Source organism: Citrobacter sp. LUTT5, assembly GCF_009905315.1.
Lineage (GTDB): Bacteria > Pseudomonadota > Gammaproteobacteria > Enterobacterales > Enterobacteriaceae > Citrobacter > Citrobacter freundii.
In genome coordinates, this window is the sequence record NZ_CP047606.1 from 139,607 (window position 1) to 156,185 (window position 16,579).

At 48.2% G+C, this 16,579-nt stretch carries 12 protein-coding genes and 3 pseudogenes; 6 read left to right on the top strand and 9 right to left on the bottom strand.

The window, feature by feature from the left end:
* Positions 1-205: 205 nt before the first annotated feature.
* The 9 genes and pseudogenes from GUC46_RS23975 to GUC46_RS00715 form a co-directional block, all read right to left on the bottom strand.
* Positions 206-499: pseudogene (locus GUC46_RS23975) on the bottom strand (RHS repeat protein); the annotation flags it as partial.
* A gap of 86 nt (positions 500-585) precedes the next feature.
* Positions 586-1,200 (bottom strand): hypothetical protein, encoded by a 615-nt coding sequence (locus GUC46_RS00680; RefSeq protein WP_044714158.1) that lies wholly within the window; start codon positions 1,198-1,200, stop codon positions 586-588.
* Positions 1,197-1,847: a T6SS effector amidase Tae4 family protein gene (locus tag GUC46_RS00685; protein WP_049002647.1), complete on the bottom strand. Its 651-nt coding sequence runs from the start codon at positions 1,845-1,847 to the stop codon at positions 1,197-1,199. Before GUC46_RS00685 ends, GUC46_RS00680 begins: the two co-directional genes overlap by 4 nt.
* Positions 1,848-3,128, bottom strand: a pseudogene (locus GUC46_RS00690) (type VI secretion system Vgr family protein); the annotation flags it as partial.
* Between the two features lie 587 nt (positions 3,129-3,715).
* Positions 3,716-4,219 (bottom strand): hypothetical protein, encoded by a 504-nt coding sequence (locus GUC46_RS00695; protein WP_160179646.1) that lies wholly within the window; start codon positions 4,217-4,219, stop codon positions 3,716-3,718.
* The gene (locus GUC46_RS00700; protein ID WP_053088662.1) at positions 4,219-4,917 is read right to left on the bottom strand and encodes a hypothetical protein; all 699 of its coding nucleotides are present in this window, start codon (positions 4,915-4,917) and stop codon (positions 4,219-4,221) included. Before GUC46_RS00700 ends, GUC46_RS00695 begins: the two co-directional genes overlap by 1 nt.
* Positions 4,901-5,299, bottom strand: coding sequence for a hypothetical protein (locus GUC46_RS00705; protein ID WP_160179648.1), 399 nt, complete (start codon positions 5,297-5,299; stop codon positions 4,901-4,903). The genes GUC46_RS00700 and GUC46_RS00705 overlap by 17 nt, the downstream gene beginning before the upstream one ends.
* A 174-nt stretch (positions 5,300-5,473) precedes the next feature.
* Positions 5,474-6,466, bottom strand: a complete 993-nt coding sequence (locus GUC46_RS00710) for a CHAP domain-containing protein (RefSeq protein ID WP_044715523.1) — start codon at positions 6,464-6,466, stop codon at positions 5,474-5,476.
* A 9-nt stretch (positions 6,467-6,475) separates the two neighbouring features.
* Positions 6,476-8,928 (bottom strand): annotated as a pseudogene (locus tag GUC46_RS00715) (type VI secretion system Vgr family protein).
* Positions 8,929-9,128: 200 nt separating this feature from the next.
* Here GUC46_RS00715 and GUC46_RS00720 point away from each other — a divergent pair.
* From GUC46_RS00720 to GUC46_RS00745, 6 genes are all read left to right on the top strand, one after another.
* Entirely contained in the window at positions 9,129-9,737 is a 609-nt protein-coding gene (locus GUC46_RS00720) for a glutathione S-transferase (RefSeq protein ID WP_003024191.1), read from the top strand.
* A gap of 98 nt (positions 9,738-9,835) precedes the next feature.
* Positions 9,836-11,227, top strand: coding sequence for an L-seryl-tRNA(Sec) selenium transferase (gene selA / locus GUC46_RS00725; protein ID WP_130715276.1), 1,392 nt, complete (start codon positions 9,836-9,838; stop codon positions 11,225-11,227).
* Complete coding sequence (gene selB, locus GUC46_RS00730; protein ID WP_003024195.1) at positions 11,224-13,068, top strand: selenocysteine-specific translation elongation factor; 1,845 nt, start codon at positions 11,224-11,226, stop codon at positions 13,066-13,068. The genes selA and selB overlap by 4 nt, the downstream gene beginning before the upstream one ends.
* A gap of 189 nt (positions 13,069-13,257) precedes the next feature.
* Positions 13,258-14,409, top strand: coding sequence for an L-threonine dehydrogenase (yiaY, locus tag GUC46_RS00735; protein WP_003844555.1), 1,152 nt, complete (start codon positions 13,258-13,260; stop codon positions 14,407-14,409).
* Positions 14,410-14,501: 92 nt separating this feature from the next.
* Complete coding sequence (gene aldB, locus GUC46_RS00740; RefSeq protein ID WP_003837670.1) at positions 14,502-16,040, top strand: aldehyde dehydrogenase AldB; 1,539 nt, start codon at positions 14,502-14,504, stop codon at positions 16,038-16,040.
* Between the two features lie 211 nt (positions 16,041-16,251).
* Complete coding sequence (locus tag GUC46_RS00745) at positions 16,252-16,575, top strand: DUF3302 domain-containing protein (protein ID WP_003024200.1); 324 nt, start codon at positions 16,252-16,254, stop codon at positions 16,573-16,575.
* The last annotated feature ends 4 nt before the right edge of the window (positions 16,576-16,579 follow it).

Here is a 16,579-nt window from a genome sequence, read left to right on the forward strand (position 1 = left end):
CTGCGCAGGGTCGCTACTCTTTTCCTGAGCAAAAGCACCCCTAATATGGCTTCTCACATTAATATGTGTAATTTCATTATCGTAAAACGCTTTTTTTTCAGCTGTATCCAGCAAGTCCTGCAAGGAGCCTTCGGCAGGATGTATTTCACAAGATGCTAATGCATTAAAATTAATGATGATTGTAAAAAAATTAATAAAAATCGTTTCATTTTCTTGCTCCTCTCATAATTCTCTGAGCACCTTTAACTCCTAATTCAGCCAAATCATCTATCCCTGCCGTTGCAGGTCCTCCGGGGGCATCAAGGTCTGGGAATAAATAAGTCTCTGCGCAAGTATATCCCGCAGGTAATTTATCTATATGCCAATCTTTTTGTGGGAGGTAATCTCTTGCTGTCTTTGTGTCCATCCCAGGATAGCTGGGATCATCCCACGGTGTGCAGGTCAGGTTTGGTTTCACCCATTTCCGACAATACGGTGTGTAGTCGTAAGGGCTGTGGGCATAGATAGTTCCTTTCTATTTATCTGTACAAAAAACACTCTTTAGTGTGATCTTTCCCTAAGCCCGATGTTGATTTTTAAATTTATTTAATCAAATTTAAAATATGGGACATCTAATTTAATGGGACCGCCATCATCCCTTGACTCAAGAATCCATTCGCCACCATTAAATCCATCATTACTTTTCCACTCAGGAAAAATATCTCCTTTTTTAAATCTACGACTTTCATAAATGCCATACCTTGAGATCATTCTCCAGTATCCTCCAAATGGAATTTTCTGCCCACAGGACCGAATTACAGATCCCACGCCAGCATTATTTTGGTAAAAATATCGGTCTTGTTTTTTTATAAATTCTATATACTTAACAGAATCCACCAACTCAACACAAGCGATGAGATTTAACCGTTTTCCATTAACTAAATTCCCAAAATCACTGATATTCTTATCTATGTAATAAAACACATTACCTTTAGAAATATCACTATAAATTAAAGAGCTCACTCTATCACTATAATCAAATAGATGTAATGAATCATTAACATCATTGTTATCAACCCCTTGCAAAACATACTTTTTAATACAATAAATCTCCCCCCACTGAGATAATATTGCTCTGCCTCGCAGGATATAATCTGGCTCTGAAGCAAACACTTCACCACAACTCAATAATAAAAGTATAAAGAACATACTTAACTTCATTTGAGATCCCAAAATTTAATAGCAGTAAGTGTCTGTTTTGGATGTAACGACGGATCATAATATGTACTGCCATCAAGGCATTTAACTCCATCCCAGATAGTAGCATGACCAGTCGCATCACTAAATCCGTCAATGTAAAATATAACAATCCCTTTCTTATTCATTTTCTTAAGTTCATCTAATTGTGAAACTCTCTTTGGAACATATTTAAACATGTCTGCTTTTCCCCAAGCGTACTCAAGGAAAGTTATGAGATTTTCTACGGAATATATGTAATAATATTTACCCCCATCAATCACATATTCATTTCCGCCCTGGAGTATTCTATTCCCACCAATTTTTGTTGTAGGCAACACCGAAACCTTTGATGGAATAAGCATCCCAGACATATTCAAAGCGTAACTGATTCGTAACGCGCATGCGTTACCATATGCGGATGGATTTCTTTTATACTCTCTAAAAGCATGCCCACCGACCCACAGATACGCAAAATATACAGAAGCGGCACTATCCAACGGAGCACCCGTATCTACATTGTTAGGGAATAGGTCCAAATATTTTTCCTTGATGAGGTCATACGGTGGTCTTTTTACAACGACCTTGCCTATGTCTTTATCCTTTTCTTTAACCGTCACTATCCCAGCCATTTAATCACCATAGTAAAGATATATTTTAGAGGAAATATCAGAAAAAATATTCATCGCAATAGCTTCATTATTTTTATTTACATCAGCACTAACAGAAAGGCTATCCTCCGTCCCATCAGGAGTGAAATAAAAAACATCACAACTTACGTTTTCACCTATATCATAATTTAGAGTATGCATATGAAGATTCAAATCAACATAGTGTCTAGATATATCACTAAGCTCTGTTTGTTCTTCACCATAAGACCAGCTAATTGAGGTGATTTTTTTCTCTTTATTATCCTGTTCATCATCCCCACTGCTGGAGTAACCCTGGTCATCGCCCACTCCACTCCCGGCACCGTTATCACCATCGCCACTTCTGTTATCCTTCCCGTCTCCCGCATTATCCGCCAGCGCCTCCAGCGCGCCCGGCTGCATCACCCCCACCGGCGTTCCCGCACTCCCCCCGCCGTTCAGGTTTATCTTCGGCCCCATAATGTCCACGCCGCCCGGGTGGATGACCACAAACGAACCGCCCACCTTCAGGCTTATCCGGCTGCTGCTTTCCAGCACAATATCGCTCTGAACCTTGAGCCCCAGCGCGCCGCTTATCTTCTGCGCCAGGTCTCCCTTCACCTCCAGGCTCTTCATTCCTTTCACCAGGCTGATATGGTCACCGGTGGTGGTCTGCTCCTGTTTTCCCTTCACCGACATCTTCCGGTCATTGCCCACAACCAGCGTCTCGTCATTCCCCACCTGCTCACGCCGGTCGTGCATCACTTCTGTCTTCCGGTCGTTTTTTACGGTCACCGTGTCATCATGACCCACCGTCACCTGACGGTCATTCCCCGTCGTGTTGCGCTGGTCATGCGCGACCGTGACTGTCCGGTCGTGTCCGGATGCGTTTTCTTTACCCACCGTGATGGTCTGCCCGAGTCCCACAGTGATGCTCTGGTTATTGCCGATGGTCTCCGTATGGTCCACCTTCACATCAGTGGTTCGGTTGTTCAGCACCTCCGTATCCATGTTCTTCTGCGCATGGATATAGACCTGCTCATTGCCCGTCGCATCATCGAATTTCAGTTCGTTAAATCCGCCACCTTTGTAGGTCTTCGAGCGGATGGTCATCTGCGTTTTCGTGCCCGGCAGGCTGCCCGGCGAGCGGTTATCCTGGTGGTAGGTGCGGCCCATAATAATGGGCTGGTCCGGGTCGCCGTTCAGGAAATCCACTATCACTTCCTGACCCACGCGCGGAATGGCGAGGTTGCCAAATCCGGCACCGGCCCACGCCTGTGACACTTACTCATTTTTCTATCTCTTGAATTTTATTCATAATCGATTCTAATCCGTAAGTCTTTACTTTTTGGGAGTTGACTAGTTTTGGGCAAAAATATGTACCCACATTAATATTGTTATCTATATAATCCATTGGCCACTTTCTGTGAGCTTTCATATACCCTCCATTTTGGTGGGCTTTTGAAATGGCTGATTCCTCTCCCACTTGTGCTATTAGCAATTCTTTTGCACCACCTTCAGTAATTTTATTGTTAATAAAACGTTTTGCATCGCTTAGGCCAAGATGATGGGTTAAGTATATAAGCTTAGCTTTTTCAGCATCATTAAGTTCGTCAATCTTATATCCTGCCTTTTTCAGCGATGCTAAATTTTCAACCCCATAATCGACTGCCGCTATAATGGCGTATTCAGGTTTAAAAACGCAGATTTAACCATTGCTGTACATCTGCCGTTGCGTGACGAGGATACGGCGTTATTCCCGTGATATATCTTAATTCCTCAAGATTTTTCCACTTACCGGTAGAAATCGAAACATGTGCGATATCCATTGAATCCGTCACCTCAATTTAATAACAGCGATAATCTTACCTTTATTTAACAATACGCTCAACATGTCCATTCATATATTTGAACTTAGATTCATCTTCAAACACAATGATTGCATTTGCTTTTCCCCATGAAACCCAGTCGATAACCGAATTGCCTGAATCCGGAGTGAATCCATTGGATATAACAGGTTTGTCGCCTGAAAAATCGAGAACTACACTGATACTGCAAAAACCCTGATAATCTATTCTATCAAGGCAACGCTCGTTTAAAGTATATGTAATAACTGTCTTAGTGGTAAAGTATTTGTTATTCTTAAAAAAACCCATATCATCATCCATGAATGACATGTAATCGGTTTTTGCCTTGTATATATTCACTCCATTAAGGGTAAGGTAAGAGTAATCATCACCAGAGGTGGATCTCGTTATCTGATCGAGAATACCAAACTTAGTATAATAACAAAATAACGAATTAGAATTGCAATCAGCCATGCTTGTAGATGAGAATATTAGTAAGGACAAGATGGGAGCAAAATACTTGGTCATTATATTTCCTTATTGATCTTTTTAATTATATCTATTAGATCGATATCTTCAGGGTTGTTTATGGTTGTTTTCTCATGGCAAAAATAATCACTTAATTTAATGTTTCCATCTATATAATTCATCAGCCACTTTCTGTGTGCTTTCACATACCCTGCTGTTTTGGACCTTGCCTTGGCTGACTCATCTCCCACTTGTGCAGTTAGTAAAATTTTTGCACTACCTTCAGTAATTTTATTGTTAATAAAACGTTTTGCGTCACTTAGACCAAGATGATGAGTTAAGTATATGATTTTAGCTTTTTCAGCATCATTAAGTCCGTCAATCTTATATCCCGCTTTTTTCAGCGATGCTAAATTTTCGACGCCGTAATCGACTGCTGCCATAATGGCATATTCAGGTTTAAAACGAAGATTTAACCATTGCTGTACATCTGCCGTTGCGTGACTAGGATATGGTGTTATTCCCGTGATATATCTGCCTTTTTTTAATTCCTCAAGGTTTTTCCACTTATCTGTAGAAACCTGAAGTTTTTTTTCATACACCACCTCACCTTTTTTGTCTTTTACTGTCTCTCCTTTTTTATTGAGTAAGGGCATGTCTGCAACCAACCCTTGTTTAATCGCTTTTTTATACCATTGACAAGTTTTGAATATATTTATTGACTTACGATCTTTATGCTGCTTATTTTCGTAACGCATAGAAGAAGTATCGGCCGCTTAATACATCATCTATCAGTTTTTGTTTAAATAGACTATTGGCATTTTTCTTAAACCTTTCTCGCCAATCTGGGAGCCACCAATAATAAATTGATGTACTGTAAAGATTAATGTCGGGTAAAATGGCAAACCGAGCTACTTCTTTGTCAATAAGACCTTTTTCAAATTGTTCATTCACTGCATCCATGAAACACATATACTCTTTAATGGGTAGGTTTTGCATTAATATAATAGTGTAAACTTTCTGGCTTTGATCATAGTCTTTACTTAATATTATTCTAATAGCGCTAGAAAGATAGTCTTTTGGGGTTTCACTAATCATATATAATTGATCGTTGAAAAAAATATCGTATACATTCTCCATTTCTTTCCATCTACCAATCTTTGATTCACTTCCCTCTGTAATTATTTTAGAAAAAATGTTTTCTTTAGGTGCTGTATTTCTATAGGCTTGGCAAGATGTTTTGTTGGCACTTAAAAATTAAAGTATGCTAATGAAGTAAAGATAATCATTATGAGTATAATTATTAATGTTATTCTATTTTTTTTCATCTTGTAACCTATATCTTCTGAAAGAATTGAAATCATTTTCAGAATGAAATTTTGTAGTTATAGCAGTGCCATTTTTATTTCTAAATCCTGCATCATTGACTATAATTACTTCACTGTTTGCTGATATCGTAACTCCTGATGAAATAATTATTCCTGCATGTCCTGTCGCACCTTTCTCTTTTTTTATATAGGCGCCTACATCTCCTGGTTGGGGTGTAGTGGAGTATTTCCATTGTTCTGCTAACTTTGTTGGATCAGCCCATTCTTCTGCCAGGGGAGGTCTAAGTTCCTGATAAAGCCATTGTGGTGTATAATGTGCATAACCAGTTTCAATCCACGGTACAGTCAGTCCAGCCTCAAGCAATACATCATTTACAAAGGCACTACATTTATTCGTATTCGACCCAAAATGATATGTTTTTTTCAGTATGGGATGGTAAGAATCTTTTTCCTTTGTTCCGGCCCATTTTGTGGATCCCCGATATTTCAAGGCGGTTAATATTATCTTTCTTGGAATATCTCTTATTACTATCTTTGTACTTTTTATTACAGTACTTTTCTCACCGAAAGATATTTTTGATGATATTCTCTCTTCATATTCAACATCGAAAAAATCGCCAGGAAAATTATCACCTGACTCATTAACATTGATTGGTACCTTGGTCCAGGGCGATACGACTACCATTGTCACTTTTTTTCCATCTGGTAGGATCGTACTCCCTATTTCTTTTTCGGATTCTTTATCTAGAATAAATATTTTAATTTCATACTCACTTGCAGTCGGAATTGTTTTTTGCAAGCTGGATGATGAAATAGTAATTATATCGCCTTTTGTTGTAAAATGATATATTAACGAATTATTGTGCTCAGATACATTGTTATTATCTATCTCAATATCATTTACGGTAATTTTGTATTGCAAACCTGATGGGCTTCCCATCAATGAATCTTTAAAAACAACTAACAGTTCTGACGACATATGTTCACCTTATAAGTCATCTACAGAAACATAAACCTGCCACTCATCACTTTCTTTACCAATGAGTAAGTAACATGCGTCTGAAAATAATGCCTCTGGATATAATTCACTTTCCCCAGTGCTCTGGGATGTAATGGACCTAATTAATGTATCATCATTCTCATTCCTGATTTTAAAGTCCAGCCCGACCACCTGTGATTCCGATATACTCAATTTATTTGTGATAATTTGAATTTTTCTATTTTCTTCATCAGATTCTGGTTCATTCTGTTCTTTTGAACTGTCATTGTTCTCGGGGTTATTGCTGTCTTCACTATTATTCTGCTCAGGCATTACATCTCCCTCACTCGCCAGTGCTTTCAGCACCGCTGGTTGCAGAGTCCCCACTGGCGTACCCGGACTCCCGCCGCTGTTGAGATTGATTTTCGGCCCCATAATATCCACGCCGCCCGGGTGGATGACCACAAACGAACCGCCCACCTTCAGGCTTATCCGGCTGCTGCTTTCCAGCACAATATCGCTCTGAACCTTTATTCCCAGCGCGCCGCTTATCTTCTGCGCCAGGTCTCCCTTCACCTCCAGGCTCTTCATCCCTTTCACCAGGCTGATATGGTCACCGGTGGTGGTCTGCTCCTGTTTTCCCTTCACCGACATCTTCCGGTCATTGCCCACAACCAGCGTCTCGTCATTCCCCACCTGCTCACGCCGGTCGTGCATCACTTCTGTCTTCCGGTCGTTTTTTACGGTCACCGTGTCATCATGACCCACCGTCACCTGACGGTCATTCCCCGTCGTGTTGCGCTGGTCATGCGCGACCGTGACTGTCCGGTCGTGTCCGGATGCGTTTTCTTTACCCACCGTGATGGTCTGCCCGAGTCCCACAGTGATGCTCTGGTTATTGCCGATGGTCTCCGTATGGTCCACCTTCACATCAGTGGTTCGGTTGTTCAGCACCTCCGTATCCATGTTCTTCTGCGCATGGATATAGACCTGCTCATTGCCCGTCGCATCATCGAATTTCAGTTCGTTAAATCCGCCACCTTTGTAGGTCTTCGAGCGGATGGTCATCTGCGTTTTCGTGCCCGGCAGGCTGCCCGGCGAGCGGTTATCCCGGTGGTAGGTGCGGCCCATAATAATGGGCTGGTCCGGGTCGCCGTTCAGGAAATCCACTATCACTTCCTGACCCACACGCGGAATGGCGAGGTTGCCGAATCCGGCACCGGCCCACGCCTGTGACACCCGCACCCAGCAGGAGCTGTCTTCGTTTCCCGGGCAGTAGCGGTCCCAGTGGAAACGCACCCGCACCCGGCCATGCTCGTCGCAGAAGATTTCCTCGCCGGCAGGACCGGTGACAATGGCACTCTGCGGGCCGTCCACGGCGGGTTTGGGCAGCGGGGAGGCACGCCATGTCCGGTCAGCCGGGATGACGTCCGTGGTTACTGAGTGTGGTGCCTTCACCGGAGCTACCGTGCTGCGCCTGTGGCTGCTTTCCTTCCAGTACAGAGCCGGTGACCTGCCATTCGCGGTTCAGCGTCTCTGACGGGTGACCGGTCAGGGTAAAACGTTTGCCGGGCCACAGTTTCGGGAGTTGCTCACGCAGGCTGCCGTTTCAGCATCCTGCCGGTGGCCCTCCGCCCGGTAGCGGGCAAAGTCCTGACCATGCTGTACGTCTTTGAAGCGTCCCGGATAATCAAAGATTTCATACTGTGTGCGCTGGCCGTTGAGGTTTTTGGCGTGATGGCTGAAGTAACCGGGCCATCCGGGGCTTTAAAGGTGTAATCCCGGTTTTCCACCGAGGAAGGGCGAATCTGCGCCCGGTAGCGGAACGCACTGATGCATGCGGTGGTGGCTTCCCGGGTGTTCGGGTTAAAGGGCATGTCGCCGAGTGTGGAGACCCCGGCGACGTCATCGCAGAGCACCAGTTTCTGGTCGGGACCGGTCGGGAGGAACCAGTCAAAGAAGAAAATACCCTCTTCGGCCCACAGGCGGCTCAGAAAATTGAGGTCAGTTTCGCCGTACTGCACGCAGAATTCGCGGGCGGGATGGGGCTCATAAAAGGAAGGCACCCAGTCAGTGACGTCGTTTTCAGCAAGCAGGGTGGAGGAAATAGTCTGGATATCCTGCTGCTGAAAGATGCGGAAGTTCTGCCGCAGCCCTGCCCGCCAGAGCGGGGGCGAAACAGTCAGCTGGTAATTCATCTGCCAGTCGTTGTTCTCCCTGAGCTCCACGCCGGTGATGATGCCGTGAAGATAACGCAGTGCAACAGCCCCCTGCCAGACAGTGAGGGTGGCGTTTTTCTCGAGAAAATCTGTGGCGGTGAGGTCAGGCAGGCCGCTGGCGATATCAACGCAGAGCAAAAAGGGGGTGGAGAGATTCTGGCTGAGGGTGAAGCTGACGACGGCGGTGCTCATCGCCACTAACCCGTCCACGTCGAGCGTAAAGCGCAGTCCCTGCTGTGACATGAGTTACTCCGTGACGTATTCATACTTTTGCAGAGAACCATACGTCCCGAACAATGCAGGGAAAAGTACGTTGTATAAAAAGCAGCTTAAATTCAGAAAACGTTTAGGTCATAAGTAAAACAGTAAGAATGTAAGTCATCACCTGCCATTTACGGTGACCTGAGCCATACTGATATTTTTGTTGGCAAAAAGGACCCGGCATGAAACTCATTGGCAGCTATACCAGCCCTTTTGTGCGTAAAATTTCTATTCTGTTACTGGAAAAGGGCATCACCTTCGAATTTGTTAATGAACTTCCCTATAGCGCGGATAGCGGCGTGGCGCGTTATAACCCGCTAGGAAAAGTACCCGCGTTGGTCACCGATGAGGGTGAGTACTGGTTTGACTCTCCGATCATCGCAGAATACATCGAGCTGCTGGATATTGCGCCAGCCATGCTACCGGGTGAACCGTTAGCGGCACTCAAAGTTCGTCAACTGGAAGCGTTGGCCGACGGTATTATGGATGCGGGATTAGTCTCGGTGCGCGAGCAGGCTCGCCCCGCCGCGCAGCAGTCAGAAACTGAACTGTTACGCCAGCGGGAGAAGATCACCCGCAGTCTGGATATGCTGGAAGGCTATCTGGCGGACGGAACGCTGAAAACTGATACGGTTAACCTGGCTACCATCGCGATTGCCTGTGCCGTCGGTTATCTCAATTTCCGTCGGGTCGCGCCCGGCTGGTGTGTGGACCGCCCACGTCTGGTCAAACTGGTGGAAACGCTTTTTCAACGCGAAAGTTTTGCCCGCACAGAACCGCCAAAGGCTTGATGCAGATAATACCTGCCTGAGCAAAGTCACGGTACAATCCTTCCTATATCGATAGCCCTCTCCGCGGTGGAGAGGGCCACCAACAGCCAGGCCCTTTCATGACAACCGACATGCGTTCACTCTACAGCCAGCTTCCCGCTATCGATCGTTTATTGCGCGATAGCGCCTTCCCAGCCTTACGTGACTCTCACGGTCATACCCGGGTGGTTGACCTGCTGCGTCATATGCTTGACGAAGCCAGAGATACGATTCGCGACACGCACGCGCTCCCGGCATGGTGTGAGGACTGGGCGCAAGAAGCCAGCGCCCGGCTGGAACGAGAATCGCAAAGCGCGCTGCGTCCGGTGATTAACCTGACCGGAACGGTGCTGCATACCAACCTTGGGCGAGCGTCGCAGGCCGAAGAAGCGATCGAGGCGGTGGTGCAAGCCATGCGCACGCCAGTGACGCTGGAATACAGCCTGGATGATGCCGGACGTGGACATCGGGATCGGGCGCTGGCGGATTTACTCTGCCGTCTGACGGGAGCGGAGGACGCCTGTATCGTCAATAACAATGCGGCAGCGGTTTTACTGATGCTGGCCGCCACGGCCAACGGCAAAGAGGTGGTCGTTTCGCGCGGTGAGCTGGTGGAAATTGGCGGCGCGTTTCGTATTCCGGACGTGATGTGCCAGGCCGGATGTGTTCTGCGCGAAGTCGGTACCACCAACCGGACCCATGCGAAAGATTACCGTCAGGCGGTGAATGAAAATACCGCTCTGCTGATGAAAGTCCATACCAGTAATTACAGCATTGAAGGCTTCACGAAGTCGGTGGATGAGGCTGAGCTGGCCGCTATTGGCAAGGAACTGGATGTGCCGGTGGTGGCGGATCTCGGCAGCGGCTCACTGGTCGATCTCAGCCAGTATGGATTACCGCAGGAGCCGATGCCGCAACAGCTGATTGCCGCTGGCGTCAGTCTGGTGAGCTTCTCTGGCGATAAATTACTGGGCGGGCCGCAGGCCGGGATTATCGTCGGTAAAAAAGAGATGATCGCTCGCTTACAGAGCCATCCGCTGAAACGCGCATTACGGGCTGATAAAATGACACTGGCTGCGCTGGAAGCGACGCTGCGACTCTACCTGCACCCGGAAGCGCTGGCGCAGAAGTTGCCGACGTTACGCCAGCTCACTCGCTCGCAGGAGGCTGTCCACGCGCAGGCCCAACACTTACAGGCACGGCTTGCCGAGCATTACGGTGACGAATTCGCCCTGAACGTCATGCCTTGCCTGTCGCAAATTGGCAGCGGCTCGCTACCGGTTGATAGGCTGCCCAGCGCGGCATTAACCTTTACCCCCCATGACGGACGCGGTAGCCGCCTCGAAGCACTGGCCGTCCGTTGGCGTGCACTGCCCGTGCCGATCATTGGCCGGATTTATGATGGCCGCATGTGGCTGGATCTGCGCTGCCTTGAAGACGAGACCCGGTTTATGGAGATGATGCTGAAATGATTATTGCAACCGCCGGACACGTTGACCACGGAAAAACAACGTTATTACAGGCGATTACCGGCGTGAATGCCGACCGTCTGCCGGAAGAAAAAAAGCGCGGTATGACCATCGATCTCGGCTATGCCTACTGGCCGCAGCCGGACGGGCGGATACTGGGATTTATCGATGTACCCGGACACGAAAAGTTTCTGTCTAACATGCTGGCGGGTGTTGGTGGGATTGATCACGCGCTGCTGGTGGTGGCGTGTGATGACGGCGTGATGGCGCAAACGCGTGAGCATTTGCAAATTCTGCAACTGACGGGTAATCCGCAGATCACCGTGGCGCTTACGAAAGCCGACCGCGTGGACGAAGCAAGAATTGAAGAGGTGCGTGCGGAGATTAAGGCCACGCTGGGGAATTATGGTTTCGCGGAGTCGGTGCTATTCGTCACTGCCGCCAGTGAAGGCCGTGGCATCGAGGAACTGCGCGAACATTTGCTGCAATTAACGTCGCGCGAGCATGCCCGCGATCACAGCTTCCGCCTGGCGATTGACCGTGCCTTTACGGTCAAAGGCGCGGGACTGGTGGTGACCGGGACGGCGCTCAGCGGTGAAGTGAATGTCGGTGACACACTGTGGCTCACGGGCGTCAACAAACCGATGCGCGTACGTAGCCTGCATGCACAAAATCAGGCCACCGATCGCGCGCAGGCGGGACAACGTATTGCGCTAAATATTGCCGGTGATGCGCAAAAAGAAGAACTTAACCGCGGCGACTGGCTGCTTGCTGATGCGCCGCCAGAGGCGTTTACCCGCGTGATTGTCTCTTTAGAACATGCCGCGCCGCTGATGCAGTGGCAACCGTTGCATATTCACCACGCTGCCAGCCACGTTACCGGGAGAATCTCGCTGCTTGAAGGGACGCTGGCGGAACTGGTGTTTGATACGCCGCTCTGGCTCGCCGATAACGATCGTCTGGTGCTGCGCGATATTTCGGCTCGCACGACGCTGGCAGGTGCGCGCGTGGTCACGCTCAATCCGCCGCGTCGCGGGAAGCGTAAGCCGGAATATTTGCAGTGGCTGTCGGCGTTGGAAAACGCACAGAGTGATGGTGACGCTCTGGCGTTGCATCTGACGCGTGGAGCGGTAAATATTCCCGACTTCGCCTGGGCGCGTCAGCTCAACGGTAACGGCATGCGTCCGTTGATCGAGCAGCATGGTTTTATTCAGGCAGGATACAGTCTGTTGGATGCCACTGTTGCAGCGCGCTGGCAGCGCAAAATCCTCGATACGCTGGCGACTTACCACGACCAGCACCGCGATGAGCCTGGACCTGGGCGCGAACGCCTGCGCCGGATGGCTTTGCCGATGGAAGATGAAGCGCTGGTCCTGCTGCTGATTGAAAAGATGCGCGAGAGCGGCGTCATCCATAGTCATCATGGCTGGCTGCATTTGCCCGATCACAAGGCCGGTTTCAGCGATGAGCAGCAGGCTATCTGGCAAAAAGCAGAACCGCTTTTTGGCGATGAGCCGTGGTGGGTGCGCGACCTGGCAAAACAGACGGGCACGGATGAGCAAATGATGCGTGTGGTGTTACGACAAGCGGCGCAGCAAGGCATCATCACCGCGATCGTGAAAGATCGTTATTACCGTAACGATCGGATAGTGGCCTTTGCCAATATGATCCGCGAACTGGATCAGGAAAGGGGATCGACATGTGCCGCTGATTTTCGCGACAGGCTTAACATCGGGCGCAAATTGGCTATTCAGATTCTGGAATATTTTGATCGCATTGGTTTTACTCGCCGTCGGGGAAATGATCATTTATTACGCGATGCATTGCTGTTCCCCGAAAAGTAATGAAACAATTAATTCAGGAATTAAATGAATTAATACAAAATAGATATTGATTGAAATAAGCACATTAGATTATGAACCTAATGTGCTTTTTAATTTTGGTTGTTATTAAAATAACAACCATGATCATATTCTGTTGGATATTTCACTCGTATGCTTCCTGACTCTTTTAGAGTAATTAAGGATCGTACAATGGCTGCTTCAACATTTTTTATTCCTTCCGTGAATGTAATCGGCGCTGATTCATTAAAAGACGCAATGAATACAATGGCGGAATATGGTTTTCGCCGTACGCTGATTGTCACGGATGCCATGCTGACGAAATTAGGTATGGCTGGCGAGATTCAAAAGGCATTACAGGAACGTGATATTTTCAGCGTAATTTACGATGGTACGCATCCTAATCCCACAACCAGCAACGTTGCCGCTGGCCTGCAAATGTTGACTGAAAACGACTGTGATAGCGTTATTTCTCTCGGTGGCGGTTCTCCACACGATTGTGCAAAAGGTATTGCGCTGGTGGCGGCTAATGGTGGGGATATTCGCGATTACGAAGGTGTAGACCGTTCTGCAAAACCGCAGCTGCCGATGATCGCCATCAACACCACGGCGGGTACGGCATCTGAAATGACCCGCTTCTGCATCATCACCGATGAAGTACGCCACATTAAAATGGCGATTGTCGATAAGCACGTTACGCCGCTGCTGTCGGTTAACGACTCCTCGCTGATGGTCGGCATGCCGAAGTCTCTGACGGCGGCTACCGGTATGGATGCGTTAACCCACGCTATCGAAGCCTACGTGTCGATTGCTGCCACGCCGATTACCGATGCGTGTGCGCTGAAAGCGGTCACCATGATTGCGCAAAACCTGCCGGTCGCCGTTGAAGAGGGCAGTAATGCTCAGGCGCGCGAAGCCATGGCCTATGCGCAGTTCCTCGCAGGTATGGCCTTTAACAATGCCTCTCTTGGCTACGTGCATGCAATGGCGCACCAGCTGGGTGGCTTCTACGATCTGCCACACGGAGTATGTAATGCCGTACTGCTGCCGCATGTACAGGTATTTAATAGTAAAGTTGCTGCCGCCCGCCTGCGCGATTGCGCCTCGGCAATGGGTGTGAACGTTGCTGGTCTGAGCGAAGAGCAAGGGGCAGAGGCCTGCATCGCGGCGATCCGCGAACTGGCGCAGAAAGTGAATATACCGGCCGGTCTGCGTGAGCTGAACGTGAAGGAAGAAGATTTTGCCGTTCTGGCGACTAATGCCCTGAAAGATGCCTGTGGTTTCACTAACCCTATTCAGGCGACACATGAAGAAATCATGGCGATTTATCGTGCTGCTATGTAATTCGTGATACCTGTCGTAAAGCAGTAAAAGGCTGGCGAATAATTCGCCAGTCCCGTCTACCCTTGTAGTACCCCTACAGCAAGGAGACGGTCATGACCAATAACCCCCCTTCAACGCGTATTTACCCCGGCGAGTATGGTTACCCCCTGAAGTTAAAAGCCCGATACGATAACTTTATCGGTGGTGACTGGGTTGCCCCGGTGGACGGCGAGTATTACCAAAACCTGACGCCGGTAACCGGGCAATTACTGTGCGAAGTGGCCTCTTCCGGCAAAAAGGACATCGATCTGGCACTGGATGCCGCGCATAAAGTAAAAGATAAATGGGCGCAGACTTCCGTGCAGGACAGGGCGGCGATTTTGTTCAAAATTGCCGATCGTATGGAGCAAAATCTGGAGCTGCTGGCAACGGCTGAAACCTGGGATAACGGTAAACCCATCCGCGAAACCAGCGCGGCAGATGTGCCGCTGGCAATTGACCATTTCCGCTATTTTGCCTCCTGTATTCGTGCGCAGGAAGGGGGAATCAGCGAGGTTGATAGCGAAACCGTGGCTTATCACTTCCATGAACCTCTTGGCGTGGTAGGGCAAATTATCCCGTGGAACTTCCCGCTGCTGATGGCCAGCTGGAAGATGGCACCCGCGCTGGCGGCGGGTAACTGCGTGGTGCTGAAACCCGCGCGCCTGACGCCGCTGTCCGTGCTGTTGCTGATGGAAGTCATCGGCGATCTGCTCCCGCCTGGCGTGGTGAACGTGGTAAACGGCGCGGGTGGGGAGATCGGTGAGTATCTGGCGACGTCAAAACGTATTGCGAAAGTGGCGTTTACCGGCTCAACGGAAGTTGGGCAGCAGATCATGCAGTACGCCACGCAGAACATTATTCCTGTCACGCTGGAACTGGGCGGGAAATCACCCAATATCTTCTTCGCGGACGTGATGGATGAAGAAGATGCGTTCTTTGACAAAGCGCTGGAAGGTTTTGCATTGTTTGCCTTCAACCAGGGCGAAGTGTGTACCTGTCCGAGTCGTGCGCTGGTTCAGGAATCCATTTATGAACGTTTTATGGAAAGAGCCATTCGTCGGGTGGAAAGTATCCGTAGCGGCAACCCGTTAGACAGCGTGACGCAAATGGGCGCGCAGGTGTCGCATGGTCAACTGGAAACTATTCTGAATTACATCGACATTGGTAAGAAAGAAGGAGCAGATGTTCTCACCGGCGGGCGGCGCAAGCAGCTGGATGGCGAGTTAAAAGAGGGGTACTACCTCGAACCAACCATTCTGTTTGGTAAGAACAACATGCGGGTTTTCCAGGAGGAGATCTTCGGGCCGGTGCTGGCTGTCACAACGTTTAAAACCATGGAAGAGGCGCTGGAAATCGCTAATGACACCCAATATGGGCTTGGCGCTGGTGTCTGGAGTCGTAATGGAAATCTGGCGTACAAAATGGGACGTGGGATTCAGGCGGGGCGAGTTTGGACCAACTGTTACCATGCGTATCCGGCACATGCGGCGTTTGGTGGCTATAAGCAGTCGGGCATCGGGCGCGAGACGCATAAGATGATGCTTGAACATTATCAGCAAACCAAGTGCCTGTTGGTGAGCTACTCTGATAAACCACTGGGGCTGTTTTAATTTCACGTCTCTTACTGCCCGGTCGCGTTTAGCGTACCGGGCATCAAGTTATGTCCTGCAGCTCGAAAGACGACGTGTATATATAGAAACCCATATATCGTTATATAAATAAGAAAATTGCATCCAGTCTGGTCATTCCAATACTATTATCAACTCTATTGTTTAAATCAAATTGCATCTGAATTCCTTAATTTAAATCCCTGAGGCAAATATGTTCCTTAATTATTTTGCATTAGGAGTGCTTATTTTTGTATTCCTGGTCATTTTTTACGGGATTATTATTCTGCATGATATTCCCTATCTAATTGCAAAGAAACGTAACCACCCCCATGCCGACGCAATACATGTTGCGGGTTGGGTTAGTTTGTTTACCTTACATGTTATTTGGCCCTTTTTATGGATCTGGGCAACGCTTTATCGTCCGGAGCGCGGATGGGGTATGCAGAGCGCGGATTCTTCCCTGATCCAGCTTCAGGCAAGGGTTGCGGATCTGGAAAAGAAACTGGGTGAGGCCAAGACCTCTCCGGCGGAGTAATATC